The sequence below is a fragment of the Paracoccus zhouxuedongae genome (assembly GCF_041927815.1).
GTDB lineage: Bacteria > Pseudomonadota > Alphaproteobacteria > Rhodobacterales > Rhodobacteraceae > Paracoccus.
Map to the genome: position 1 here is coordinate 13,991 of NZ_JBHFHM010000002.1, position 22,827 is coordinate 36,817.

Annotated in this window: 27 protein-coding genes and 1 other RNA gene; 18 read left to right on the plus strand and 10 right to left on the minus strand. The window is 67.3% G+C overall.

Features of this window, described 5'->3' with window-relative positions:
* Positions 1-31 precede the first annotated feature (31 nt).
* Positions 32-874 (plus strand): ferredoxin--NADP reductase, encoded by an 843-nt coding sequence (locus ACEYYA_RS03010; RefSeq protein ID WP_374797446.1) that lies wholly within the window; start codon positions 32-34, stop codon positions 872-874.
* Between the two features lie 77 nt (positions 875-951).
* Here ACEYYA_RS03010 and ACEYYA_RS03015 read toward each other — a convergent pair whose 3' ends face one another.
* Both ACEYYA_RS03015 and ACEYYA_RS03020 read right to left on the minus strand, forming a co-directional pair.
* The gene (locus ACEYYA_RS03015) at positions 952-1,302 is read right to left on the minus strand and encodes a HesB/IscA family protein (RefSeq protein WP_374797448.1); all 351 of its coding nucleotides are present in this window, start codon (positions 1,300-1,302) and stop codon (positions 952-954) included.
* Positions 1,302-1,667: an SUF system Fe-S cluster assembly protein gene (locus ACEYYA_RS03020; protein WP_374797450.1), complete on the minus strand. Its 366-nt coding sequence runs from the start codon at positions 1,665-1,667 to the stop codon at positions 1,302-1,304. Before ACEYYA_RS03020 ends, ACEYYA_RS03015 begins: the two co-directional genes overlap by 1 nt.
* A 144-nt stretch (positions 1,668-1,811) precedes the next feature.
* On the opposite strand from ACEYYA_RS03020, the gene tgt reads away from it, so the two are divergent.
* Complete coding sequence (tgt, locus tag ACEYYA_RS03025) at positions 1,812-2,942, plus strand: tRNA guanosine(34) transglycosylase Tgt (RefSeq protein WP_374798098.1); 1,131 nt, start codon at positions 1,812-1,814, stop codon at positions 2,940-2,942.
* Positions 2,943-3,010: 68 nt separating this feature from the next.
* Here tgt and ACEYYA_RS03030 read toward each other — a convergent pair whose 3' ends face one another.
* Both ACEYYA_RS03030 and ACEYYA_RS03035 read right to left on the minus strand, forming a co-directional pair.
* Complete coding sequence (locus tag ACEYYA_RS03030; RefSeq protein WP_374797452.1) at positions 3,011-3,634, minus strand: nucleoside/nucleotide kinase family protein; 624 nt, start codon at positions 3,632-3,634, stop codon at positions 3,011-3,013.
* The gene (locus ACEYYA_RS03035) at positions 3,634-4,254 is read right to left on the minus strand and encodes a thiamine phosphate synthase (RefSeq protein ID WP_374797454.1); all 621 of its coding nucleotides are present in this window, start codon (positions 4,252-4,254) and stop codon (positions 3,634-3,636) included. Before ACEYYA_RS03035 ends, ACEYYA_RS03030 begins: the two co-directional genes overlap by 1 nt.
* 93 nt (positions 4,255-4,347) lie before the next feature.
* Here ACEYYA_RS03035 and ACEYYA_RS03040 point away from each other — a divergent pair, with 93 nt between their 5' ends.
* From ACEYYA_RS03040 to ACEYYA_RS03080, 9 genes are all read left to right on the plus strand, one after another.
* Positions 4,348-5,073 (plus strand): RNA methyltransferase, encoded by a 726-nt coding sequence (locus tag ACEYYA_RS03040; RefSeq protein ID WP_374797456.1) that lies wholly within the window; start codon positions 4,348-4,350, stop codon positions 5,071-5,073.
* A gap of 58 nt (positions 5,074-5,131) precedes the next feature.
* Positions 5,132-5,419 (plus strand): Asp-tRNA(Asn)/Glu-tRNA(Gln) amidotransferase subunit GatC, encoded by a 288-nt coding sequence (gatC, locus tag ACEYYA_RS03045; protein WP_374797458.1) that lies wholly within the window; start codon positions 5,132-5,134, stop codon positions 5,417-5,419.
* The gene (gatA, locus tag ACEYYA_RS03050) at positions 5,416-6,897 is read left to right on the plus strand and encodes an Asp-tRNA(Asn)/Glu-tRNA(Gln) amidotransferase subunit GatA (RefSeq protein ID WP_374797460.1); all 1,482 of its coding nucleotides are present in this window, start codon (positions 5,416-5,418) and stop codon (positions 6,895-6,897) included. Before gatC ends, gatA begins: the two co-directional genes overlap by 4 nt.
* A 31-nt stretch (positions 6,898-6,928) precedes the next feature.
* Positions 6,929-7,363, plus strand: coding sequence for a hypothetical protein (locus ACEYYA_RS03055; RefSeq protein ID WP_374797462.1), 435 nt, complete (start codon positions 6,929-6,931; stop codon positions 7,361-7,363).
* A 22-nt stretch (positions 7,364-7,385) separates the two neighbouring features.
* On the plus strand, positions 7,386-7,952 hold the full coding sequence (locus ACEYYA_RS03060; protein ID WP_374797464.1) for an N-acetylmuramoyl-L-alanine amidase: 567 nt from the start codon (positions 7,386-7,388) through the stop codon (positions 7,950-7,952).
* A complete protein-coding gene (locus ACEYYA_RS03065) occupies positions 7,949-8,407 on the plus strand; it encodes an NUDIX hydrolase (RefSeq protein WP_374797466.1) in 459 nt (152 codons plus the stop codon). The genes ACEYYA_RS03060 and ACEYYA_RS03065 overlap by 4 nt, the downstream gene beginning before the upstream one ends.
* Before the next feature lie 206 nt (positions 8,408-8,613).
* Positions 8,614-9,870 (plus strand): D-amino acid dehydrogenase, encoded by a 1,257-nt coding sequence (locus ACEYYA_RS03070; protein WP_374797468.1) that lies wholly within the window; start codon positions 8,614-8,616, stop codon positions 9,868-9,870.
* Between the two features lie 33 nt (positions 9,871-9,903).
* Positions 9,904-10,295, plus strand: an RNA gene (gene rnpB, locus ACEYYA_RS03075) — RNase P RNA component class A.
* Between the two features lie 112 nt (positions 10,296-10,407).
* On the plus strand, positions 10,408-11,118 hold the full coding sequence (locus tag ACEYYA_RS03080; RefSeq protein WP_374797470.1) for a DUF533 domain-containing protein: 711 nt from the start codon (positions 10,408-10,410) through the stop codon (positions 11,116-11,118).
* A gap of 3 nt (positions 11,119-11,121) precedes the next feature.
* Here ACEYYA_RS03080 and ACEYYA_RS03085 read toward each other — a convergent pair whose 3' ends face one another.
* Positions 11,122-11,994, minus strand: a complete 873-nt coding sequence (locus ACEYYA_RS03085) for a DMT family transporter (RefSeq protein ID WP_374797472.1) — start codon at positions 11,992-11,994, stop codon at positions 11,122-11,124.
* Positions 11,995-12,120: 126 nt separating this feature from the next.
* Between ACEYYA_RS03085 and ACEYYA_RS03090 the strand changes: the two genes are divergently transcribed.
* Both ACEYYA_RS03090 and rpmG read left to right on the plus strand, forming a co-directional pair.
* Positions 12,121-13,008, plus strand: coding sequence for an AraC family transcriptional regulator (locus ACEYYA_RS03090; RefSeq protein ID WP_374797474.1), 888 nt, complete (start codon positions 12,121-12,123; stop codon positions 13,006-13,008).
* A 62-nt stretch (positions 13,009-13,070) separates the two neighbouring features.
* Positions 13,071-13,238 (plus strand): 50S ribosomal protein L33, encoded by a 168-nt coding sequence (gene rpmG, locus ACEYYA_RS03095; RefSeq protein ID WP_011750518.1) that lies wholly within the window; start codon positions 13,071-13,073, stop codon positions 13,236-13,238.
* 12 nt (positions 13,239-13,250) lie between these two features.
* Here the strand turns inward: rpmG and ACEYYA_RS03100 are convergent, their stop codons facing one another.
* Positions 13,251-13,868: a L,D-transpeptidase family protein gene (locus ACEYYA_RS03100; RefSeq protein ID WP_374797479.1), complete on the minus strand. Its 618-nt coding sequence runs from the start codon at positions 13,866-13,868 to the stop codon at positions 13,251-13,253.
* Positions 13,868-14,935: a GTP cyclohydrolase II gene (gene ribA, locus ACEYYA_RS03105; RefSeq protein WP_374797481.1), complete on the minus strand. Its 1,068-nt coding sequence runs from the start codon at positions 14,933-14,935 to the stop codon at positions 13,868-13,870. The genes ACEYYA_RS03100 and ribA overlap by 1 nt, the downstream gene beginning before the upstream one ends.
* Positions 14,936-15,081: 146 nt before the next feature.
* Here ribA and ACEYYA_RS03110 point away from each other — a divergent pair, with 146 nt between their 5' ends.
* On the plus strand, positions 15,082-15,768 hold the full coding sequence (locus ACEYYA_RS03110) for a response regulator transcription factor (RefSeq protein WP_374797483.1): 687 nt from the start codon (positions 15,082-15,084) through the stop codon (positions 15,766-15,768).
* A 147-nt stretch (positions 15,769-15,915) separates the two neighbouring features.
* Here ACEYYA_RS03110 and ACEYYA_RS03115 read toward each other — a convergent pair whose 3' ends face one another.
* Together ACEYYA_RS03115 and ACEYYA_RS03120 are read right to left on the minus strand one after the other, a co-directional pair.
* On the minus strand, positions 15,916-16,890 hold the full coding sequence (locus tag ACEYYA_RS03115; protein WP_374797485.1) for a glutathione S-transferase family protein: 975 nt from the start codon (positions 16,888-16,890) through the stop codon (positions 15,916-15,918).
* A gap of 67 nt (positions 16,891-16,957) precedes the next feature.
* Positions 16,958-18,268 (minus strand): MFS transporter, encoded by a 1,311-nt coding sequence (locus tag ACEYYA_RS03120; protein WP_374797487.1) that lies wholly within the window; start codon positions 18,266-18,268, stop codon positions 16,958-16,960.
* 136 nt (positions 18,269-18,404) lie between these two features.
* Here ACEYYA_RS03120 and ACEYYA_RS03125 point away from each other — a divergent pair, with 136 nt between their 5' ends.
* Positions 18,405-19,190 carry an exodeoxyribonuclease III gene (locus ACEYYA_RS03125; RefSeq protein WP_374797489.1) on the plus strand — a complete coding sequence of 262 codons (786 nt, stop codon included), beginning with the start codon at positions 18,405-18,407 and terminating at the stop codon, positions 19,188-19,190.
* 58 nt (positions 19,191-19,248) lie between these two features.
* Here the strand turns inward: ACEYYA_RS03125 and nhaC are convergent, their stop codons facing one another.
* The gene (gene nhaC / locus ACEYYA_RS03130) at positions 19,249-20,772 is read right to left on the minus strand and encodes a Na+/H+ antiporter NhaC (protein ID WP_374797491.1); all 1,524 of its coding nucleotides are present in this window, start codon (positions 20,770-20,772) and stop codon (positions 19,249-19,251) included.
* Between the two features lie 223 nt (positions 20,773-20,995).
* On the opposite strand from nhaC, the gene trxA reads away from it, so the two are divergent.
* Genes trxA through ACEYYA_RS03145 form a run of 3 tightly spaced genes read left to right on the plus strand, consistent with a single transcriptional unit; the run spans position 20,996 to position 22,736 of the window.
* Positions 20,996-21,898: a thioredoxin gene (gene trxA / locus ACEYYA_RS03135; RefSeq protein ID WP_374797493.1), complete on the plus strand. Its 903-nt coding sequence runs from the start codon at positions 20,996-20,998 to the stop codon at positions 21,896-21,898.
* Positions 21,898-22,533, plus strand: coding sequence for an LON peptidase substrate-binding domain-containing protein (locus tag ACEYYA_RS03140; RefSeq protein ID WP_374798100.1), 636 nt, complete (start codon positions 21,898-21,900; stop codon positions 22,531-22,533). Before trxA ends, ACEYYA_RS03140 begins: the two co-directional genes overlap by 1 nt.
* Positions 22,530-22,736, plus strand: coding sequence for a Trm112 family protein (locus ACEYYA_RS03145; RefSeq protein WP_374797495.1), 207 nt, complete (start codon positions 22,530-22,532; stop codon positions 22,734-22,736). The genes ACEYYA_RS03140 and ACEYYA_RS03145 overlap by 4 nt, the downstream gene beginning before the upstream one ends.
* Positions 22,737-22,827: the final 91 nt, after the last annotated feature.

The following is a 22,827-nucleotide window of genomic DNA, read 5'->3' on the forward strand; positions in this document are numbered from 1 at the left end:
TACATCAATTCCGACTAAAAGGGCGCGTCCAATGAACAAGCGACCGACCATGCAAGACGCCAATCCCATTCCGCCCGTGAAAACCCTGCCCGATGCGCAGACGGTGATCTCGGTCCAGCACTGGACCGACCGGCTGTTCTCGTTCCGGGTGACCCGCCCGCCCAGCCTGCGCTTCCGCTCGGGTGAGTTCGTGATGATCGGGCTTCTGGACGACAACGGCAAACCGCTGCTGCGCGCCTATTCCATCGCCAGCCCGAACTGGGATGATGAGCTGGAGTTCTACTCGATCAAGGTGCCGGACGGGCCGCTGACCTCGCGCCTGCAACATATCCAGCCGGGCGATCAGATCATCCTGCGCCCCAAACCTGTCGGCACGCTGGTGCTGGATGCGCTGCTGCCCGGCAAACGGCTGTGGTTCCTGGCCACCGGCACCGGCATCGCCCCCTTTGCCAGCCTGATGCGCGACCCCGAAACCTTCGAGCGTTACGATCAGGTCATCATGATGCACACCTGCCGCACCGCCGCCGAACTGGATTACGGGCGCGAGCTGGTGGCGAACCTGCACAACGATCCGCTGCTGACCGAAATGTTTGGCGAGGGGTTCGACAAACGCCTGCTCTACTACCCGACCACCACCCGCGAAGACAGCCCGCTGATGGGCCGCATCACCGACAACCTGACATCGGGCAAGGTCTTTGCCGACCTGAACCTGCCGCCGATGGATGCAGCCCATGACCGCGCGATGATCTGCGGCAGCCTGGCCTTCAACGTCGATGTGAAAAAGGTGCTCGAGGACTTCGGCCTGCGCGAGGGCGCCAATTCCGACCCGGCCGAGTTCGTGGTCGAAAAGGCCTTCGTCGGCGACGGCATCTGACCACATGAGAAAGGGGGCCACGCGCCCCCTTCTTTCTTGCCCAAATACGCCGGGGTCCGGGGCAGCGCCCCGGGGTCTCAATCCTCGCGGAACTTCACCGATTCCCCGCAGCCGCAGCTTTCCACGACATTCGGGTTGCGGAACCGGAAGCCGCTGTCCAGCAGGCCGATCTCATAGTCGATCTCGGTGCCGATCAGGAACATCTGCGCCATCGGCGCGATCATCACCCGCGCGCCATCCTGTTCGACGATCTCGTCATGCGGGCCGGCCTCGGCGGCGACGTCCAGCGTGTATTCCATGCCCGCGCAGCCGCCCTTCTTGACGCCCAGCCGCAGGCCATGGGCGCCTTCGCGCGCCATCAGCGCGGTGATCTGCGCCACTGCCTGCGGGGTCAGCGTGACCGGCGCCTTGCCCGGAATCCCGAACATCACATGAAGCCCAGTTCCAGCCGCGCGACATCGGACATCATGTCCATGCCCCACGGCGGATCGAAGGTCATTTCGACGCTGACCTCCTTGACGCCATCCAGCGATTCGACCGCCTCGGACACCCAGCCCGGCATCTCACCGGCCACCGGGCAACCCGGCGCGGTCAGGGTCATGACGATCCGAACCTCATTCTCGGCCCCGATCTCGATCGTGTAGATCAGACCAAGGTCATAGATATTCACCGGGATTTCCGGGTCATAGACGGACCGGCAGGCCTCGACCACGTTGTCATACAGCGGGTGATCGGTGCTCGAGGGGGCGATCAGGGGGGCGCCTTCCAGCGGCGCGGTGCTTTCGGCGATCATGGCGGCCTCTTGAATGGTTGAGGGAATATATAGGGTTTGCCGCGCCAAAGGCAACCCGATGGCATGCCGCCCGAACCGGCCGCGCCGGCATTTGCGCGCATCGCCCCGCCGGGTTACAAGCCGGGCCAGACCGATGAGGTGCCCATGACGACCCGCTTTTCCTTTGCCGTCCACGCCACCGACGGTGCCGCCCGCACCGGGGTGATCGACACGCCACGCGGCGCCATCCGCACCCCGGCCTTCATGCCGGTCGGCACCGCCGCCACGGTCAAGGCGATGCTGCCCGACAGCGTGCGCGCCACCGGGGCGGACATCCTGCTGGGCAACACCTATCACCTGATGCTGCGCCCCACGGCAGAGCGCATCGCACGGCTGGGGGGCCTGCACCGCTTCATGAACTGGGATCGCCCGATCCTGACCGACAGCGGCGGCTTTCAGGTCATGAGCCTGGCCGAATTGCGCAAGCTGACCGAAGACGGCGTGACCTTCCGCAGCCATATCGACGGCTCGCGCCACGTCCTGACCCCGGAACGCAGCATGGAGATCCAGCGCCTGCTGGGCTCGGACATCGTGATGGCCTTTGACGAATGCCCGGCGCTGCCCGCCACCCACGAACGCCAGGCCGAGGCGATGCGGCTGTCGATGCGATGGGCGCAGCGGTCGCGCGATGCCTTTGGCGACCGGCCCGGCCATGCGCTGTTCGGCATCATGCAGGGCGGGGTCGAGCGCGATCTGCGCGAAGAAAGCGCCGCCAGCCTGCGGGCCATCGGCTTTGACGGCTACGCCATCGGCGGCCTCGCGGTGGGGGAGGGGCAAGAGGCGATGTTTGGCGTGCTGGACTATGCGCCCGGCCTTCTGCCCGAGGACCGGCCGCGTTACCTGATGGGTGTCGGCAAACCCGACGATATCGTCGGCGCGGTCGAACGTGGCGTCGACATGATGGATTGCGTGCTGCCCTCCCGATCCGGGCGCACCGCGCAGGCCTGGACCCGCCGCGGGCAGGTCAACATGCGCAACGCCCGCCACGCCGACGACCCCCGCCCCCTGGATGAGGCCTGCACCTGCCCGGCCTGCCGCAACTATTCGCGCGCCTATCTGCACCATGTCGTCCGCTCGGGCGAGATCATCGGCTCGATGCTGCTGACCTGGCATAACCTGCATTACTATCAAGAGCTGATGCAGGGCCTGCGGGATGCCATCGCAGGCGGGCGGCTGGCGGCGTTCGTGGCCGATTTCCACGCTTTGCGCGCCCAGGGTGACGTCGAGCCGTTGTGACCGGCGAAGGGGGGCCGCGCCCCCGTCGCGCGTGCCATAGGGCGCGACCTTCGGCCTTGCTGCCTGCGTCAGATGCGCCCGATCTGATCTTCGCGCAGGATCACATCCGCCGCGCGGCTCTCGGCGCGGACCACATCGCCATTGGGCAGGTCGTTGGCATCGACCCGGCGGCGGATTTCTGCATCGGGCAGGGCGGCGCGCTGCCAGCGGCGGGTCAGGCGGTCGTGCAGCGTGGCGCGGTCGATGTCCAGTGCCACGGTCAGATCGAACAGCGGATGCAGGTCGGACCAGCCGGGGCGGGTCAGCAGCAGGTAATTGCCCTCGACGATCAGGATGCGTGTCGCCGCCGGGATGATCCGCGCCGAGCCGCGCGACAGTTCCAGATCCCGGTCAAAGACCGGGATAGCAACATCGCCCTCGGCCCGTTTCAGCCGTGCCAGCATCGCGGCAAGGCCTGCGGTGTCAAAGGTCTCGGGCGCGCCCTTGCGCGGGCGCAGGCCGCGCGCGGTCAGGATGGCGTCGTCATAGTGGAAGCCGTCCTGACCGACGACTTCGGCGTGATCCAGCCGGGCGGCCAGCACTTCGGCCAAGGTGGATTTGCCCGCACCCGGCGGTCCGATCAGCGCCACCATCACCCGCAGCCCCGCCAGCGTGCGGATGCGCGCGATCAGATCGTCCAGCGCGGGGGGCATCAGCCGTTCAGCGCGGCGGCAAAGGCGGCCAGCGTCGCGGCCGGATCATCCGACCCCCAGATTTCCGCGCCAAGTGCCACGAAATCGGTCATCGGCGCCAGCTCGCGCACCAGATCAAGGCTCAGCGCGCCCTCGGCGACGACCGGAACCTCGATCACCTCGGACCACCATTGGAACAGGTCCATTTCGGGGCGGGGTCCGGTCAGCAGGGCAGACTCCCCGACCGGGCCGAAGCTGACGTAATCGGCCCCGGCCTCCCCCGCGTTCATGCCGTCATGGCGCGAGGCCCCGCAGAAGGCGCCGACGATGGCATCCGCGCCCAGTTCCTTGCGCGCGTAACGCACCTCTTTCGCGCCGTTCAACAGATGCACACCGTCCAGCCCGTGCCGCGCGGCCAGGGCGGGGTGACGGTCGATCACCACGGCGATGTCGCGGGCATGGGCGATCTCGCGGCAGGCATCGGCGGCGCGGCCCAGATCGGTTTCATCCTCGCCCGCCAGGGCCAGACGCAGGCAGGCCACCGGTGCCGCATCCAGCACCCGCGACAGCAGATCGCCAAAGGGCGCCGGGTCAAAGGCGGGGGGCGTGATCAGATAAAGCTGCGGCTGGGTGTCGGACATCTGGGGCCTCGTCATGTTTTTCCCGCCATAGCGCGGATCGTGGCCGCTGGCTACTGCTTGCGGCGGGGCGGCTGTCGCTTGTATGGGGCAGGGATGGAACAGCCTGTCTTCATCCTGACCCGCCCGCAGATGGGCGAGAATATCGGCGCCGCCGCCCGCGCCATGCTGAACTTTGGCCTGGATCGGCTGCGCCTGATCGCGCCGCGCGATGGCTGGCCCAATCCGGCGGCGATCGCCAACGCCTCGGGTGCGGCCAGCCGGGTGCTGGACCCGGCCGGGGTGTTTCCCGACATGGCCAGTGCGATCGGCGATTGTCAGATGGTCTTTGCCACCACCGCCCGCCCGCGCGAGCTGACCAAGCCCGTCTACACCCCCGAGGCCGCCGTGGCCGAGGCCCGCCGCCTGATCGCGGGCGGCGCCAAGGTCGGCTTTGTCTTTGGTCCCGAACGCGCGGGCCTGGAAAACACCGATCTGGCGCTGGCCAGTGCCATCGTCTCGGTCCCGGTCAATCCCGCCTTCGCCAGCCTGAACCTGGGTCAGGCGGTGCTGCTGATGGCCTATGAATGGGGCCGCCAGACGATTGCCGCCGAACCGATCACCCTGCGCGGCGACGTCACCGAGCTGGCCACCCGGATCGAGGTCGACCGCCTGGCAGATCACTATGAAGAACGGCTGGATCAGGCCGGGTTCTTCTTTCCACCCGGCAAGGCTGCGGTGATGCGCCAGAACCTGCGGGCCTTCTGGGCGCGGATGCCGCTGACCCGCGCCGATGTGCAGACGCTGCACGGCGCGCTGCGGCAGTTGCTGCGCCAGCGGTAGGCCCGCTTGCGCGCCTTGGGGCGGGCGGCTAAACCGGCCCCAAGCGAAAGGATCACCCATGTCGATCACCCAAGACGAAGCCCGCAAGGTTGCCCATCTGGCGCGCATTGCGGTGACCCCCGAGGCGCTGCCCGCCTTGGCGCAGGAACTGAACGCCGTGCTGGCCTTCATGGAGCAGCTGAACGAAGTCGATGTGGACGGGATCGAGCCGATGACCTCGGTCACGCCCATGCGGCTGAAGCGGCGCGAGGATGTGGTGACCGATGGCAACATGCCCGCGCAGATCCTGAAAAACGCCCCCGACGCGCGCGAGGGCTTCTTTGCCGTGCCGAAGGTGGTGGAATGAGCAATCTGAACCAGTGGACCATCGCCCAGGCCCGCGACGCCCTGCGCCGCGGCGACGTCACGTCGCTTGACCTGACCGAAGCCTGCCTGACCGCGATCGACGGCGCGGGGGCGCTGAATGCCTTTGTGCATATGACGCCCGACATCGCCCGCGATCAGGCCCGCGCCGCCGATGCGCGCATCAAGGCGGGCGATGCGCCCGCGATGTGCGGCATTCCGGTCGGCATCAAGGATCTGTTTTGCACCAAGGGCGTGGCCAGCCAGGCCGCGTCGAACATCCTGAAGGGCTTCAAGCCGGAATATGAATCGACCGTGACCCAGAACCTGTGGGACGCGGGCGCGGTCATGCTGGGCAAGCTGAACATGGACGAATTTGCCATGGGTTCCAGCAATGAAACCTCGTGCTATGGGCCTGCGGTCAACCCGTGGAAGGTCGATGACCGCAAGCTGACGCCCGGCGGGTCTTCGGGCGGCTCGGCGGCGGCGGTGGCGGCCGATCTGTGCCTTGGCGCGACCGGCACCGATACCGGCGGATCCATCCGTCAGCCTGCGGCCTTCACCGGGATCACCGGCATCAAGCCGACCTATGGGCGCTGCTCGCGCTGGGGGACGGTGGCCTTTGCCAGCTCGCTGGATCAGGCCGGGCCGATGACCAAGGACGTGCGCGACGCGGCAATCATGCTGGGCGCGATGTGCAGCCATGACCCCAAGGATTCGACCAGCGCCGATATCGCCGTGCCCGATTTCGAGGCCGCGCTGAGCGGCGACATTCGCGGCCAGACCATCGGCATTCCGCGCGAATACCGGCTGGATGGTCTGTCGGATCAGGTGGATGCGCTGTGGCAGCAAGGGATCGAGATGCTGCGCGACGCCGGTGCGAAGATCGTCGACATCAGCCTGCCGCATACCAAATACGCGCTGCCGGCCTATTACGTCATCGCGCCGGCCGAGGCGTCGTCGAACCTCGCGCGTTATGACGGCGTGCGCTATGGCCACCGTGCCAAGCTGGCGGCGGGCGACGGCATCACCGACATGTATGAAAAGACCCGCGCCGAGGGTTTCGGGCATGAGGTCCAGCGCCGGGTGATGATCGGCACCTATGTGCTGTCGGCGGGCTTTTATGACGCCTATTACAACCGCGCCCGCAAGGTCCGCGCCCTGATCAAGCGCGACTTCGACCAGGCATTTGCTGATGGCGTCGATTCGATCCTGACGCCCGCGACGCCCTCGGCGGCCTTCGGTCTGGGGGAAATGGCCAGTGCCGACCCGATCGAGATGTATCTGAACGACGTGTTCACGGTGACGGTGAACCTGGCCGGTCTGCCGGGCATCGCGGTGCCGGTCGGCACCGATGCGCAGGGCCTGCCGATGGGGCTGCAACTGATCGGTCGCCCCTGGGCCGAGGGCGACATCCTGAACCAGGCGCTTGTGCTGGAACGGGCCGCCGGATTTGTGGCCAAGCCCGCGCGCTGGTGGTAGTCTGATTCAAACCGTCAAAAAGGGGCGCGCGATGCGGGTGATCGGTCTGAGCTTGGTGATGGCGCTGGTGGCGGGCTGCGCCTCGGACTGGACGACGCCGGGCTATCAGGCCTATCGCGTCCAGCGTGAGGCGACTTTGGTCGGCACCGGCGCGAAGCCGGGCACCGTGCCGGTGGCGCTGCCGGTCAAGGCCCCGACGCCCGCGCAGATCGCGGCGGGGCAGGCGGCCCCGGCGGCGCAGGTCGCGGTCGTCGTGACGCCCGCCACCCCGGTGCGCGCCACCGGCCCCTGGCCGCGCCAGCCGGTCAGCGCCGAAGCCCACGCCCGCGCCTGCGCCAACTTTTACAGCGCCAAGGCGGCGCAGGATGCCTTCCTGCGCGCCGGTGGGCCGCAGGTCGATCATGGCGGGCTGGACCCGGATGGCGATGGTTACGCCTGCGCCTATCGCCCCGACGCGGGCCTTTGATGATCCTGCGGGCGGGCGCGGAATGACCCTTCCCTCCCCCAACCACGGCGAACGCCGTGGCGGCGCGCGCCCCGATCTGATCGTCATCCATTACACCGGCATGGCCACCTGCGCCGAGGCGCGCGAGCGGCTTTGTGATCCCACAGCCGAGGTCAGCGCCCATTGGATCATCGCCGAGGATGGCACGGCCGAACAACTGGTCGACGAATCCCGCCGCGCATGGCACGCGGGGGCCGGATCATGGCAGGGCCGGGATGATGTGAACTCGCGCTCCATCGGTATCGAACTGGCCAATCCCGGCGACCGCCCGTTTCCCGAACCACAGATGGCGGCGCTTGAAATCCTGCTGGGCCGGCTCATGGCCCGCTGGTCCATCGGCCCCGAGGGCGTGATCGGCCATTCCGACATGGCACCGGGCCGCAAGATCGACCCCGGCCCGCGCTTTGACTGGCAGCGGTTGGCCCGGCAGGGGCTGGCTTTGTGGGATGCGGCCGAGGTCGACGACGACCGCCTGACCGCGCTTGGCTATTCCCATGGCGACCGCCGCGCCGCCTGGGCCTTGCGCCATCGGCCCTGGACGCTGCGATGACCGACTGGCCGCCCTTTTGCGGCGCCAAGATCGCGCTGATCCACGCCGGCCATGTGCTGACCCATCTGCGCGACGACATCCCGACGATCCAGTTTCCCGGCCAATGGGATCTGCCCGGCGGCGGGCGCGAGGGCGACGAAACGCCGCTGGCCTGCGCCCTGCGCGAGACGCAGGAAGAATACGGCCTGACCCTCGACCCCGCGACGGTCACCTGGCACCGTATCTACCCCCCGCGCGCGCCCCGCCGCCGCCCCGCGCATTTCTTTGCCGCCGCCGTCACCGCCGACCAGATCGCCGCGATCCGCTTTGGCGATGAGGGGCAGGGCTGGCAGGCGATGCCGATCCCGACCTTCCTGACCCACCCGCGCGCGATCCCGCATCTGGCCGACAATCTGCGCGATTGCCTGACCGATCCGGCCAGCCCCTTCTTCTTGGCCGAAATATCCCGGGGGTGAAGGCGCAAAGTGTCTGAGGGGGCACCCCCCTGTTGCCCGAATCATGCCCCGCGCGTCGCCATCCCATCTGGCGCGTAAAAATCGCGCCAAATCCGATCATCACGCGATAATCCTGCGCCATCACCCCAATCCGCCACCAAAATCGCCGCCCAATCCCCCGTGGGCGCGCTATCCTGCACCGCAGGGATGACCGCAGGGGGATGACGATGCAGGTTGTGGTTCTGGGGGCGGGCGTGATCGGTGTCACGACCGCCTGGTATCTGGCGCAAGACGGCCATCAGGTGACGGTGATCGACCGTCAGCCCGAGGCGGGGCTGGAAACCTCATTCGCCAATGCCGGTGAGATCAGCCCGGGCTATTCCGCGCCCTGGGCCGGGCCAGGGGTTCCGGTCAAGGCGATCAAATGGCTGATGATGACGCATCCGCCCCTGATCCTGGGGCCGCGCCCCGATCCGGCCAAGGTCCGCTGGATGGCGCAGATGCTGGCCAACTGCAACGCCCGCGCCTATGCCGTGAACAAGGCCCGGATGGTACGGCTGGCCGAATATTCGCGCGACTGCCTGACCGAGTTGCGCGCCGCGACCGGCATCCGCTTTGACGACCGCCAGCAAGGCACCTTGCAACTGTTTCGCAGCCAGAAACAGGTGGATGCGGCGGCCAAGGACATCGCCGTCCTGCGCGACGGGGGCGTGCCCTATGAGGTGCTGGACCGCGACGGCTGCATCGCCGCCGAGCCGGGCCTTTCGGACGCGCGCGACAAGATCGCGGGCGGGCTGCGGCTGCCCAATGACGAAACCGGCGATTGCTTCATCTTCACCCAGTCGCTTGCGACGCTTGCCGCGCAGGCGGGGGTCGAGTTCCGCCACGGCGTGACCGTCCAGTCGATCGAAACCGACGGCGCCCGCGTGACCGGCATCCGCACCGACCAGGGGCTGATCCGCGGCGATGCCTATGTGCTGGCGCTTGGCAGCCACTCGCCCGTGCTGGCGCGGCCGCTGGGGCTGCGGCTGCCGGTCTATCCGGTCAAGGGCTATTCGATCACCCTGCCCATCACCGACGACACCCGCGCCCCGCAATCGACGATCATGGATGAAACCCACAAGATCGCCATCACCCGTCTGGGCGACCGCATCCGCGTCGGCGGTATGGCCGAGGTCGCGGGCTATGACCTGACCCTGCACGAACGCCGGCGTGGCGCCCTGGTGCATTCGGTCGAGGATCTGTTCCCCGGCGCGGGCGATCAGGCCCGCGCGACTTTCTGGACCGGGCTGCGGCCGATGACGCCCGATGGCACGCCGCTGGTCGGCCCGACCCGGCTGGGCAACCTGTTCCTGAACACCGGCCACGGCACCTTGGGCTGGACGATGGCCGCCGGTTCGGGTCGGGTGCTGGCCGATCTGATCGCGGGCCAGACCCCGGCAATCCGGACCGACGATCTGTCGCTGTCGCGTTACGCCGCTTGACGGGGCGCCGCGGGGCGGCCATATCGGCACCGCGCGGAGGGCTGGATGACCGCGGGGGGCAACCCTCGAGGAAAGTCCGGGCTTCATGAAGCAACGGTGCCGGGTAACGCCCGGCGGGGGCAACCCCAGGGAAAGCGCCACAGAGAACAGACCGCCCGCGTCCGCGCGGGTAAGGGTGAAACGGTGGGGTAAAAGCCCACCGCGGGACGGGTAACCGGACCGGCACGGCAAGCCCCACCGGAAGCAATGCCAAATAGGGGCCCCGCGCGCGGTCAGGTCGGAAACGAAACCACCGCGCAGGATGCTTCGACCCAGGGGCCCGGGTTGGCAGCTAGACCCGTCCGGTAACGGCCGGGCCAGAGGAATGGTCATCCACGGGGCTTCACGCCCCCGGACAGAACCCGGCTTACAGGCCCTCCGCGCAATTTCCCCGCCAACTTTCCCCTGATGGTCACGCGCGCGTCACGTCAGGGTGGAACTATCGCCTGTCGCCCGGCGTTCGGCCCGTGACAGTTTTCGACCAGTTGGAGATGACAGATGAGCTTTGCCCGCACCCTGATCGCCCTTGGCCTGGGCTTTGCCGCCGCGCGCGGTGTTGATCGCATCCGAAAGGCTGGCGGTATGGATGCCGTCAAGGACGGCCTGCGCAATGCCGGTGCCGAAGGCGGCGTGGCCGACCAACTGGCCAAGCAGGCCGAAAAACTGGGCCTGCCGGTCGACAGCGCGCAGGTGCGCGGCATGGCCGACAGCTTTGGCAAATCCGCCGCCCAGGCGACTGAAGCCACCGAAGCCGGCCTTGGCAGCCTGATCGCCACCGCGACCGCCGCCGCCCAGACCGGCATGTCCAGCATGTCCGACATCTTTGGCCGCGTGGCCGAGGCCGCAGGCATGGGCAATGTCACCGAGGATAACGCCCGCCTGATGATCCGCGCCATGATCGCCGCCGCCAAGGCCGATGGAGAGATCAGCGCCGAAGAGCGCGAAGAGATCATGTCCAAGCTGGGCGATGCCAGCGAGGAGGAGATCGCCTTTGTCGAGGAAACCCTGGCGGGCGATGTCGATCTGGCCGACCTGGCGAAAGAGGCTGGTGAGGGCGCGCGCGCGCAGGTCTATACCGCCGCGCTGATGGTGACCAAGGCCGACAGCGAAGGCGAGCGGGCGTTTCTGAAGAACCTGGCCTCGGTCCTGGGGCTGGAGGATACGCAGGTCGCCGAGCTGCACGATGAGGCCGGCGTCAAGCGCGCCTGATTGCTAACGGCGGGGGCGGGCAAACAGCACAAGGTTGCCCGCCAATGCCAGCCCCAGCCCGGCGATGGACAGCGGCTGCCAGCGGTAGCCCTCGAACAGCGACGACAGGATCAGCGCGATCACCGGGAACATCACCGTCGCATAGGCCGCCTTGGCCGTGCCCATTCGCGCCACCATCATCAGATAGGTGGTAAAGCCGATGATCGACCCGACCACCGACAGATAGATCAGCGCGCCCCAATAGCGCGCATCGGGCGGGGCGACGATCGGCATGCCGGTGGCCGCAATGACCCCGGCCAGGATCAGCGCCCCCATGCCCATGCCCCAGGCGTTCGCTGTCAGCGGTGCGATCCCGGCCGCCGAATTGCGCCGCGAAATCATGTTTCCGAAGGAAAAGAACAACGTGCCAAGCGCCGCAAGGGCAATGCCGCGCAGCGCCTGCGCCCCCATCGGGTGATCGGCCAGCTCGGCCTTGAACATCAACGCCAGCCCCGCAAAGCCCATCACCCCTGCGATCAGCACCCGCGCCGTGATCCGGTCACCGAAAAAGATCCGCGCGTTGATCGCGTTATAGACTGTCGCCAGTGAAAAGATCACCGACACCAGCCCCGACGGGATGCTGGCCGTCGCCGTGTAAAAGCACAGGAAGTTCAACGAAAACAGGCAGGCGGCCTGTGCCAGAATCCAGCGCCGCTGGCCGCGCGGGATGGCGGGCAGCCGTCCCGTCAGCGCCAGTGCCGGGATCAGGATCGCCGCCGCCAGGGCAAAGCGGTAGAACACCGAGACCGGTACCGGCACCGGCCCGATCTGCATGGCGATGGCGATCCAGGTGGTGCCCCAGATCAGGACGGTGGCGGCGAACAGGGTCAGGTTCATGGCGGTCTCCTTGCCCGCTGTCTAGCCTGCGGGACGGGGGCTGTTTTGCACGATCTTGCGGTTTTTCGCGGGATGGCGCTTGGCGGCCCTGTTCGGCGTGCGGGCGGCGCGCCATAGTCCGCCGCGATGAGCGAGACCGTTTTCGACAGCCTGAGCCGCGCCAAGGCCCGCCTCACCGACCGTACCGATCTGGGCGCGGGGCGGATTCTGGCGCGTTGGGCGAACGACTGCGACCGCGTGCATTACGAGGCGCCGCCGCTGCATACCGTGTCACTGTATCTGGACGGCGGCGCGGGCAGCCGTCGGCGCGGCGTCGATGGCGCGGGTTGGCCCGGCGCGATCTGCCTGATCCCGCAGGGCAGCTATTCCGATTGGGAGATCGACGCGCCTTTCCACTTCGCGCATCTCTATCTGCCCGATGAGGCCGTGGCGCGCTTTGCCGCCGAGGTGCTGGATTGCGACCCGCGCAGCCTGGCGCTGCCGGACCTCAGCTTTGTCGACGATACCGGGCTGCGCGGCGCGATGCAGGCGCTGCTGGCGGCCGAGGGGCTGATGGCGCGCGATGCCGCCCTGGCCGAGGTGCTGGCCGCGGTCGCGCGGCTGTCTGGCCGTGCGGCGCGCGCGCAGGGCGGGCTGGCACCGGGTATCGCGCGGCGTTTGACCGACTATCTGCGCGCCCATGTCGACCGGCCGGTGGGGCTGTCCGAACTGGCCGAGGTCGCCGCCCTGTCCGAGTTCCACCTGCACCGCATGTTCCGCGCCCGCTTCGGCACCAGCCCCCATCGCTGGCACGAAGCCCGCCGGATCGAGGCGGCGCAGGCGCGCCTTTCGGCGGGGCAGGGGCTGGCTGCGGTCGCGGCGGCCGGGGGCTGGTCCAGCCAAAGCCACATGACCCGCGCCTTTCGCGCGGCGACGGGCGTAACGCCGGGGGCGTGGCAGAAGGCCCGGCGGACGGGGAAAATCGACTTTCGGGGCAAAAGGGCGGTTGACTCTGGTCCCGGCGCGGGTAAATAGCGGGCTTCAAGATTTTGCGGGCCGCCCTTGGCGGGTTTTGGCCTGTCCGAAGGAGAGAGACGATGGCCAAGCCGACCACCATCAAGATCCGGCTGAACTCGACCGCCGGGACGGGTCATTTCTATGTGACCAAGAAGAACGCGCGCACCATGACCGAAAAGATGACCGTGAACAAATACGATCCGGTCGTGCGCAAGCATGTCGAATACAAGGAAGGCAAGATCAAGTAAGGTCGCTTGATCCTAGACCTTGCCAGACGCGCCGGTTTTCCGGCGCGTTTTTGTTTGCGCAAGCGCCGTCGGCACGATCAGCCGCGCGCCGGGCCGCAGCCGGTCGGTCAGCCACATGAGGTCGGGCAAGGCCATGGCGATGCAGCCTGCCGTGGGCCAGCCGCGCCGTCGCCAGACGTGCACGAAGATCGCCGAGCCCGCGCCGGGCGTGGCATCGGGGTAATTCCAGCCGGTGATCCAGAACAGGGCATAAAGGGGATCGGCACGCCGCAGCGCCTCATGGCTGGGGGCGAAGGGGGCGCGGGCGGGGTGGTTATAGGCCGGGTGGCCGGGATCGTCGCACCACAGATCGCCGGGCAGGATCGGCCGGGCGAAATCGCGCGGCAGATGGGCAAAGCGCGCGGCGGGCAGGCGGTCGGGGCGATAGCGCAGGCCAAGGATCGTCAGAGTCGCGGCAGGGGTGGCACCGTCGCCCTCGGCCTTGGTCAGGGTCACGCCGCTGCGACCCAGGCTGACCGGGATCAGGCGGCAACCGGCGCGCAGGCCCTTGGGGGTCAGGATCATGTCGTGGTGCAGCGCCGGGGGCTTTGCCCCCGGACCCCCAGAGTATTTCGGAACAGAAGAAGGCATCAGTCGGTCATCAGATGGCCGGATTTCGCGGCCTTGGTCGCCAGATAGGCGCGGTTTTCGGGGGTTTCGCCCACCCGCAGCGGCACCCGGTCGGTGACGGTCAGCCCGTGGCTGGCCAGCATGTCGAGCTTGCGCGGGTTGTTGGTCAGCAGCCGGATCTGCGAAAAGCCCAGCGTTTTCAACAGGCCCGCACCGATGCGGAAATCACGCTCGTCATCCTCGAACCCAAGGCGATGATTGGCCTCGACCGTATCGAAGCCCTGATCTTGCAGGGCATAGGCGCGCATCTTGTTGGCCAGGCCAATGCCGCGGCCTTCCTGGTTGAGATAAAGCAGCACGCCGCCACCCGCCGCACCCATCTGCGCCAATGCGGCGTGAAGCTGGGGGCCGCAGTCGCATTTGCGGCTGCCCAGCACATCGCCGGTGAAACAGGCCGAATGCAGCCGCGCCAGCACCGGGCGGTCGCGGGCGGGCTGGCCGATTTCAAAGGCATAGTGATCGGCGCTGCCACCGGTGGCGCGGAACACGTGCAGCCGTCCGCGACCGGCCAAGGCAGTGGGCAGGCTGGCGGCGGCAACCGGGGAAAAGGCAGCGGGCGCGTCGTTCAGCGCCATGGCGGCGTCAAGGTGCGTCAGGTTGGCGGGGCTGCCCGTGGCAGGACAAAGGATCGCGGCGGGCAGCAGTTCGGCCTGTTTCAGCAGGCTGATGGCGGCGCGGGCGGGGATCGGGCTGCCGTCCCTTTGGGCGCGCAGCGGACCCTTCAGCGGGTGGTCCAGATCGCGCGACGGATCGGCAAGGGCGCGCAGATGCGCCGCGCCCAGATCGCCGGGCAGCACCAGGCGCACCAGATCGCCGTCATAGGCCGCGATCTTCAGCGTCGCGGCCCGCCGCGCGGTCAGCGCCAGCTCTGCCTGCCCGCCGGCCAGCATCGCCGCCAGCCGGGCAGGGGCCACCGTCTCGGCAGCGGCGACCAGCCAGTCATCCACCACCACCGCCAGCCCCAGCCGCAGATCGGCGCGGGCGCGGGCCAGCATGTCCTGTGGGCTTGGGTCCAGCGGGTTTTTCATCCCCGTGCCATAGCCCGTTCTGAAACGGATTGAAACAAATCCCGCCCCAGGCTGACGTTCGTGTGAGGCATTTTTCAGTTTCGCCCTTCGCGCTTGTCGCCCGCCGCGCCGCGACCGATCCTGGGCGCAACGGAAAGGAGGCCCCCATGGCGGCTTTGAAACGTATCCTTCTGGTCGATGACGAGGAAGACCTGCGCGACGCCTTGGCCGAGCAATTGCTGGCCACGGACGAGTTCGAGGTGGAGCAGGCCGGAACCGGCGCCCAGGCGGTCGAGATCGCGAAATCGCAACTGTTCGATCTGGTGGTGCTGGATGTCGGGCTGCCCGACACCGACGGGCGCGAATTGTGCAAGCGGCTGCGCAAGCAGGGTGTGAAATGCCCGGTGGTGATGCTGACCGGTCACGACACCGATGCCGACACCATTCTGGGTCTGGATAGCGGTGCGAATGACTATATTACCAAGCCGTTCAAGTTCCCGGTTCTGCTGGCCCGGCTGCGCGCGCAACTGCGCACCCATGAGCAATCCGAGGATGCGATTTTCCAGCTTGGACCCTATACGTTCAAGCCGGCGATGAAGATGCTGATCGACGAAAAGGATCGCAAGATCCGGCTGACCGAGAAGGAAACGAACATCCTCAAGTTCCTGTATCGGGCCAGCGACGGGCCGGTGGCGCGCGACGTGCTGCTGCATGAGGTCTGGGGCTATAACGCGGGTGTCACCACGCATACGCTGGAGACCCACATCTATCGCCTGCGCCAGAAGATCGAGCCGGACCCCAGCCAGGCGCGGCTGCTGGTCACCGAATCCGGCGGCTATCGGCTGGCGGTGTAGTCGGTGGGGAACCGGATCGGGGCAAGCGCGTTCATACCGTGAAGCCCGCGTGGTCGAGGGTAAGAGACCACAGTCCCAATGTCCCTGACATTTCGTCCTGAACTTTACCCCGCCGTTTCCGGCGGGGTTTTTTCTTGGCGGGGGGGCTTAGCCGCGACCGTGCGGCAGGGTGAAATCCTGGGCCGGGCCAATCGGCACGATCCGGTGCGGATTGATCGTGTCGTGGCTATAGTAATAGTGCCGGGTGATGTGGTCGAAATCGACCGTCTGGGCGATGCCCGGCACCTGATACAGCTCGCGCAGCCAGCCCGACAGGTTCGGATAATCCGCGATCCGGCGGCGGTTGCATTTGAAATGGCCGTGATAGACTGCATCAAAGCGGATCAGCGTGGTGAACAGCCGCCAGTCGGCCTCGGTCAGGCGCGGGCCGGTCAGATAGCGGGTGTCGGCCAAGATCCCCTCAAGCCAGTCGAGCGACTGAAAGAGGGGGCCGACGGCATCGTCATAGGCCTGCTGGCTGGTGGCGAAACCGGCCTTGTAGACGCCGTTGTTCACCGTGTCATAGATGCGGTCGTTCAGCGCGTCGATCTGGCCCTGCAACTCGGCGGGGCAGTCATCCCGGTCGTTGCCGGTCAGGCTGTCGAAGGCCGAATTGAACATTCGGATGATGTCGGCGCTTTCGTTCGACACGATGGTGTCGCGGGCGCTGTCCCACAGCACCGGCACCGTCACCCGGCCCGAGGCATCGGGCTTGGCGCGCAGGTAAAGGTCGCGCAGGAACGGCAGGTCATGCAGCCGGTCGCCCGTCGCGCCGGGGAAATCCGTGGCAAAGGTCCACCCATCCGACAGCATGTCGGGATGCACGACCGAGACGCCGATATGATCGGTCAGCCCGCGCAACTGCCGATAGATCAGCGTCCGATGCGCCCAGGGGCAGGCCAGCGAGACATAGAGGTGATAGCGCCCGCTGTCGGGGGTAAAGCCGCCCTCTCCGGTCGGGCCGGGCTGGCCATCCGCCGTCACCCAGTTGCGAAAACGCGATGTGTCGCGCACGAAAGCGCCGTCATTGGCATCGGTATCATACCATTCGTCATGCCATTCGCCGTTGACCAGATGGCCCATGTCTTGTCCTTTCGGTGATGTGTCACGGAAGGAACGGCGCAGGCGCGCAAAGGGTTGCGCGCGCCCCTCAGCCGATGGCGGCGTTCCGCGTCTCGCTGCGCACCATGAGCAGCGCCAGGGCCGCCAGCACCAGCAGCGCCGCGAAGGTGCCGATGGCAAAGCCGAAGCCGCGCGCAAAGGCAAGCGTCAGCAAGGTCGGCGCCAGAATGCCGCCCAGCCGTGCGACCGCGCTGGCGGTGCCCATGCCGGTGCCGCGCAGGGCGGTGGGGTAAAGTTCCGGCGTAAAGGCGTAAAGCGCGCCCCAGGTGCCCAGCAGGGCAAAGCTCATCACGATCAGCGATGCGGCGATCAGCGCGGTGCTGGCGGCGATGGTGAACAACAGGCAGCCCGCCGCGCTGAGCAAGAGGAACCCCATCAGCGTGGCGCGGCGGCCCCAGGCCTCGACCCCATAGGCGGCCAGGGCGTAGCCCGGCACCTGCGCCAGGGCGAGGATCACCAGAAAGCCATAGCCGCGCACAAAGCCAAAGCCGTCGGTCGCGAGCTTGCCCGGCACCCAGATGAAGACGCCGTAATAGGACAGCGAGACCAGAAACCAGACCGCCAGAATGCCCAATGTGCGGCGGATCAGTTCGGGCGCAAAGATCGAGCTTGCGGTGCCGGTAGCCGTGGGGGCGGGGATCAGCCGCGTATCGGCGGGCAGCGGTGCCGCGCCGTTGGCACCCAGCACCCGGTTCATCACTGCGCGGGCCTCGTCCTGGCGGTCTTGCCGCACCAGGAACATCGGGGATTCCGGCACCCACCACCGCAGCACCAGCCCGATCAGCGCGGGGGCGGCGGCGATGCCGAAGATCCAGCGCCACGGCTCGGCCGCGCCCTGGCTGGCGGCAATCCAGGCGGTCAGCGCGATGGCGATGGTGCCGATGGCCCAGAAGCCCTCCAGCCAGACCAGCCAGCGACCACGGTTTTTCGGGGGCAGGAACTCGGCCATCAGCGCGTAATCGACGGGCAGGGTGCCGCCGACCGCGACCCCGGTCAGGAACCGCAGCACCAGAAGCGTCGTGAAATCCGGCGCAAAGGCCGAGGCCAGGCCAAAAATCGCATCCGCCGTCACCGTGGCCAGCAGCACCCGCCGCCGCCCGATCCGGTCGGCCAGCCGCCCGAACAGGAACGCCCCCGCGAACATGCCCAGAAAGAACAGCGTGCCGATCTGCAGCGCGGCCTTCATCTCAAGCCCGAAGGTGGCGGCGACCGAGGCGGCGGCAAAGCCAACCGCAATCACCTGCATCGCGTCGGCCGCCCAGACCAGCCCGAAGATCGCCAGCAATCGCGCCTGAAAGCGCCCGATGCCGCCCTGCGCCAGGGCCTGGTCAATGGTCATCGACGTCATGCGCATAGTCCCCCGTTGCGGCGTGGCGATGTCGGGCATGTTCATCAAAATGCCGCATTTGCATAGTGGTAAATTGGTCTGGCCCGTCCCCCGCCGTGACGTTAGCTTGGCGCCCGAAGGAGACCCCATGTTCAGCATCGCCACCTGGAATATCAACTCGGTGCGCCTGCGCGCGCCGCTGGTCGAGCGCTTCCTGCGCGAGGAAAGCCCCGACATCCTGTGCTTGCAGGAATGCAAAAGCCCGGTCGAGAAGATCCCGCATGATGTGTTCCGCGCGCTTGGCTATCACCACATGGTTGCGCGCGGGCAAAAGGGCTATAACGGCGTGGCGATCCTGTCGCGGCTGCCGATCACCGATCATGGCGACCGCGATTATGCCAGCCTGGGCCATGCCCGCCATGTCGCCGCGCGGCTGGAAAACGGCGTGGTCATCCACAATGTCTATGTGCCTGCCGGTGGCGACATTCCCGACCGCAAGCTGAATGCCAAGTTCGGGCAGAAGCTGGATTTCCTGACCGACATGCGCGATGCCTTTCACGCCGACCGGCCCGAGCGGTCGATCCTGGTGGGCGATCTGAACATCGCCCCGCGCGAGGATGACGTCTGGAACCACAAGCAATTGCTGAAGATCGTCAGCCACACCCCGGTCGAGGTCGCGCATCTGGGCGAGGCGCAGGATGCGGGGAAATGGGTCGACGTCACCCGTCAGGACATCCCCGAGGGGCGGCTTTATTCCTGGTGGTCCTATCGGTCGCCCGATTGGAACGCCGCCGACAAGGGGCGCAGGCTGGACCACATCTGGGCCACGCCCGACATTTCCAATGCCGCGCATGGGTCGCGCCTGCTGCGTCCGGTGCGCGGTTGGGATCAGCCCAGCGACCATGTGCCGGTGATCGCGCGGTTCGATCTGTAGCACCAAAAAAGGGCGGGGGCTTTGCCCCCGCACCCCCAGCGTATGTGGCAAGGAAGACTTAAGCCTGCGGCTGCGTGTCATCCGACAGTGCGTGGTCGGCCAGATCCATCACAGTCTCGCCCGAGCTTTCCCAGGTCGCGCGTTCGGCATCCGAGGCGCGCGGCGAGAACAGGCCGGTGACGGCGTAGAAGATGCCAATCAGCGGCGCCGTCCAGCAGGCAAAGGCCAGCGGGATATAAAGCAGGTTGGTCAGGTTGCCCGACATGATGCCCAAGCCCAGGGCCGAGATCACAAAGGCACCGCCCGCGTTCCACGGGATCAGCGGTGACATCAGCGTCCCGCCCTCCTCGACCGCGCGCGACAGGTTCAGCGTCGAATAGCCCATGCCGCGATAGAGCGGCGCGAACATCCGGCCCGGCAGCGCGATCGAAATATAGGGGTCGCCCGCCACCATGTTCGTGGCAAACGAGGTGCCGATGGCCGCCGTCTGAACGCCCGCGAATGAGGACACCCGCGCTATGATCGCCTGGATGATCGATTCGAGGCAGCCGGTGCGCTCCAACGCGCCGCCAAAGCCAAGCGCGATCAGCATCAGCGAGATTGTCCACATCATCGACTGGATGCCGCCGCTGTTCAGCAGGCTGTCGATATCGGCGATGCCGGTCTCGATCTTGTAGCCCGACTGGGCATAGCTGAACACGTCATGCACGCCCGCGCCCTGCCAGAAGATCGCCACCAGGGCGCCGATCAGCACCCCCGCGAACAGTGACGGCAGCGGCGGCTTTTGTGTCACCGCCAGCACGACGACGACCAGCGCCGGGATCAGCGGCACCAGGCCCAAGTGGTATTCGCTGGCCAGCCGGGTGGTGATCTGGGTGATCGCGCCCAGCGAGGTTTCCGCCGGGGTGATCAGCGCATAGCCCGCCACCAGATAGGCGACCAGCGCGATCAGCATCGCCGGAACCGTGGTCGGCAGCATGTTGCGGATATGGTCGAACACGGTGACGCCGGTCACCGCGGGGGCCAGGTTTGTGGTGTCCGACAAGGGCGAAATCTTGTCGCCGAAGAACGCCCCCGACACCACAGCGCCCGCCGTCCAGTAGGGCGGGATGCCAAAGCCCGCGCCGATCCCCATCAGCGCGATGCCGATGGTGCCAACCGTGCCCCAGCTTGTGCCCAGACTGACCGAGATGACCGCGCACAGGATCATCGCCGCTGCCAGGAAGATCTTCGGGTTCAGCAGCGTCAGCCCGTAATAGATCAGCGTCGGCACCGTGCCCGAAGCGATCCAGACGCCGATGATCATGCCGACCACGATCAGCACCGCCAGCGACGGCATCGACACATGGATGACGTGAAAGATGCCTTCGCGGATGTCCATCCAGCCCTGGCCGCGCAGGACGCCCAGCAGGCTGGTGATGGCAAGGCCCAGGATCAGCGGGATATGCGGGGTGAAATCGCCGAAATAGAACAGTTGCAGCGCCAGCAGCGCCAGCGTCAGGACCACCGGCAGCAAGGCCAGCCACAGGGGCGGCAACGGGCGGGATTCGGGTGTTGTCGATACGGGGTCGATTTGGGGCAAGGGTGCCTCCTGTCTGTGTCATTCGGGCGGTGCTGTCGCGCCGCCTTGGTGATGCGCGATGACGCGCCTTTCACATTTCTGTGTGACCAACCAACCCGAACCGGCCGGTCTGGTTCCCCGAACGGGGCCATTCGGCCACAGATGGGCTTGGCCTTGGCGGCGTCCGGCCCCATATTGGCGCCAAAGCGCGCCCGCCGCGCGATCCGAAGATAAGGTGAGTTTCATGCTGCTGTCCGGTTCCGCCGACAAGGCCGCCGCCCCGGTCGATTACATCAAGGACGTGACCGAGGCCGATTTCATGGCCGAGGTCGTCGACGCCTCGATGAACCAGCCGGTGATCGTCGATTTCTGGGCGCCCTGGTGTGGCCCCTGTCGCCAGCTTGGCCCCGCGCTTGAGGCCGAGGTGACGCGCGCCAAGGGCAAGATCCGCATGGTCAAGGTCAATGTCGACGAAAACCAGATGATCGCCGCGCAGCTTCGCGTGCAGTCCATCCCCACGGTCTATGCCTTTCATCAGGGCCAGCCGGTCGATGCCTTTCAGGGGGCGCTGCCCGGGTCGGAAATCAAGGCCTTTGTCGACAAGCTGCTGGCGCTGACCGATGATGGCGGTCTGGCAGCCGCCGTCGAGGCCGCCGAACAGATGCTGGCCGAGGGTGAGGCCGCCGATGCCGCCGAAACCTTCGCCGCGATCCTGGGCGAGGAGCCGGAAAACGCCGCTGCCTATGGCGGGCTGGTGCGCGCGCATCTGGCGCTTGGCGATGCCGATCAGGCGCAGGCGCTGCTGGACGCGGCCCCCGCCGCGATCGCCGGCCAGCTTGAGGGGGCGCGGGCGCAACTGGCGCTGCTGCGTCAGGCCGCCTCTGCCGGCCCCGCCGCCGAGCTGCTGGCGCGGGTCGAGGCCGACCCCGCCGATCATCAGGCGCGCTTCGATCTGGCCACCGCGCTGCAAGCCGAAGGTCACAGCGATCAGGCTGTCGACCACCTGCTTGAACTGTTCCGCCGCGACCGCGACTGGAACGAGGGCGCGGCCAAGGCGCAGTTGATGACCATTTTCGACGCGCTGAAACCCAATGATCCGGTGGCGATCAAGGGGCGGCGGCGCCTGTCCTCGATGATCTTTGCCTGATCATGCGCAGTTTCGACCTGCCCGAAGTGCTGCCGCTGTTCGTGCTGTCCGGCGCGATCCTGCTGCCGCGCGCCCGCCTGCCGCTGCAACTGTTCGAACCGCGCTATCTGCAAATGCTTGAGGACGTTCTGAAAACCCCCGAACGGCTGATCGGCATCATGCAAAAGCGCGACGATGGCAGTCTGGCGGCGGTCGGTGGCGCGGGTCGCGTCACCGGCTTTGTCGAGACCGAGGACGGGCGTTACATGATCACCCTGTCGGCGGTGTCGCGGTTCCGGCTGTCTCGGCTTGAGGACGGCTTCACCCCCTATCGCCGGGGTCGCGTCGATTGGGCGGGGTTCGAGCGCGACCGCGCGCGCGAGGTCGAAACCGACCCCGGCCTGAACCGGACGCTGATGTTCGACCGGCTGTCGCGGTTCTTTGATATGCGCAGTCTGGAAACCGATTGGGATGGCCTGCGCCAGGCCGAGGATGAGCTGCTGATCAACGGCCTGTCGATGATGCTGCCGTTCGAGGCGTCTGAAAAGCAGGCCCTGCTTGAGGCGGCCTCGCTGACCCGTCGGCGCGAGGCGCTTTCGGCGCTGATCGACTATGAACTGGCCACCGGCGGCAGCGATGAGGAGACCCTGCAATGACCGACACGCCCCAGACCGCCGCCGAGACCGGCCCCGCCTTCGATCCCCGGATGCTTGAAGCACTGGTCTGCCCGGTGACGCATTCGGTGCTGCATTACGATGCCGACCGTGCCGAGTTGGTCAGCGCGGCGGCGAAGCTGGCCTTTCCGATCCGCGCCGGTATCCCGATCATGCTGGTGGATGAGGCGCGCGCGCTGGATTAGGCCGCGAATGCCGCGCCGGATGTCGCCGCCGGGCCAGACCGGCGGCGCGGCCCGGCCTAGCCTGAGCAGATCCCACAGGGGGCGCCACGGC

Bases quoted from the DNA above. Each gene is read 5' to 3' on its own strand.
- ACEYYA_RS03125 (WP_374797489.1), top strand. From the start codon at position 18,405: ATGTTCAGCATCGCCACCTGGAATATCAACTCGGTGCGCCTGCGCGCG.
- ACEYYA_RS03085 (WP_374797472.1), bottom strand. From the start codon at position 11,994: ATGAACCTGACCCTGTTCGCCGCCACCGTCCTGATCTGGGGCACCACC.
- ACEYYA_RS03080 (WP_374797470.1), top strand. From the start codon at position 10,408: ATGAGCTTTGCCCGCACCCTGATCGCCCTTGGCCTGGGCTTTGCCGCC.
- ACEYYA_RS03110 (WP_374797483.1), top strand. From the start codon at position 15,082: ATGGCGGCTTTGAAACGTATCCTTCTGGTCGATGACGAGGAAGACCTG.
- ACEYYA_RS03100 (WP_374797479.1), bottom strand. From the start codon at position 13,868: ATGCCTTCTTCTGTTCCGAAATACTCTGGGGGTCCGGGGGCAAAGCCC.
- ACEYYA_RS03060 (WP_374797464.1), top strand. From the start codon at position 7,386: ATGACCCTTCCCTCCCCCAACCACGGCGAACGCCGTGGCGGCGCGCGC.
- ACEYYA_RS03035 (WP_374797454.1), bottom strand. From the start codon at position 4,254: ATGTCCGACACCCAGCCGCAGCTTTATCTGATCACGCCCCCCGCCTTT.
- ACEYYA_RS03040 (WP_374797456.1), top strand. From the start codon at position 4,348: ATGGAACAGCCTGTCTTCATCCTGACCCGCCCGCAGATGGGCGAGAAT.
- ACEYYA_RS03065 (WP_374797466.1), top strand. From the start codon at position 7,949: ATGACCGACTGGCCGCCCTTTTGCGGCGCCAAGATCGCGCTGATCCAC.
- trxA (WP_374797493.1), top strand. From the start codon at position 20,996: ATGCTGCTGTCCGGTTCCGCCGACAAGGCCGCCGCCCCGGTCGATTAC.
- ACEYYA_RS03020 (WP_374797450.1), bottom strand. From the start codon at position 1,667: ATGATCGCCGAAAGCACCGCGCCGCTGGAAGGCGCCCCCCTGATCGCC.
- ACEYYA_RS03070 (WP_374797468.1), top strand. From the start codon at position 8,614: ATGCAGGTTGTGGTTCTGGGGGCGGGCGTGATCGGTGTCACGACCGCC.
- ACEYYA_RS03015 (WP_374797448.1), bottom strand. From the start codon at position 1,302: ATGTTCGGGATTCCGGGCAAGGCGCCGGTCACGCTGACCCCGCAGGCA.
- gatC (WP_374797458.1), top strand. From the start codon at position 5,132: ATGTCGATCACCCAAGACGAAGCCCGCAAGGTTGCCCATCTGGCGCGC.
- ACEYYA_RS03115 (WP_374797485.1), bottom strand. From the start codon at position 16,890: ATGGGCCATCTGGTCAACGGCGAATGGCATGACGAATGGTATGATACC.
- rpmG (WP_011750518.1), top strand. From the start codon at position 13,071: ATGGCCAAGCCGACCACCATCAAGATCCGGCTGAACTCGACCGCCGGG.
- ACEYYA_RS03055 (WP_374797462.1), top strand. From the start codon at position 6,929: ATGCGGGTGATCGGTCTGAGCTTGGTGATGGCGCTGGTGGCGGGCTGC.
- ACEYYA_RS03090 (WP_374797474.1), top strand. From the start codon at position 12,121: ATGAGCGAGACCGTTTTCGACAGCCTGAGCCGCGCCAAGGCCCGCCTC.
- ACEYYA_RS03010 (WP_374797446.1), top strand. From the start codon at position 32: ATGAACAAGCGACCGACCATGCAAGACGCCAATCCCATTCCGCCCGTG.
- gatA (WP_374797460.1), top strand. From the start codon at position 5,416: ATGAGCAATCTGAACCAGTGGACCATCGCCCAGGCCCGCGACGCCCTG.
- ACEYYA_RS03145 (WP_374797495.1), top strand. From the start codon at position 22,530: ATGACCGACACGCCCCAGACCGCCGCCGAGACCGGCCCCGCCTTCGAT.
- ACEYYA_RS03030 (WP_374797452.1), bottom strand. From the start codon at position 3,634: ATGCCCCCCGCGCTGGACGATCTGATCGCGCGCATCCGCACGCTGGCG.
- ACEYYA_RS03120 (WP_374797487.1), bottom strand. From the start codon at position 18,268: ATGACCATTGACCAGGCCCTGGCGCAGGGCGGCATCGGGCGCTTTCAG.
- ribA (WP_374797481.1), bottom strand. From the start codon at position 14,935: ATGAAAAACCCGCTGGACCCAAGCCCACAGGACATGCTGGCCCGCGCC.
- tgt (WP_374798098.1), top strand. From the start codon at position 1,812: ATGACGACCCGCTTTTCCTTTGCCGTCCACGCCACCGACGGTGCCGCC.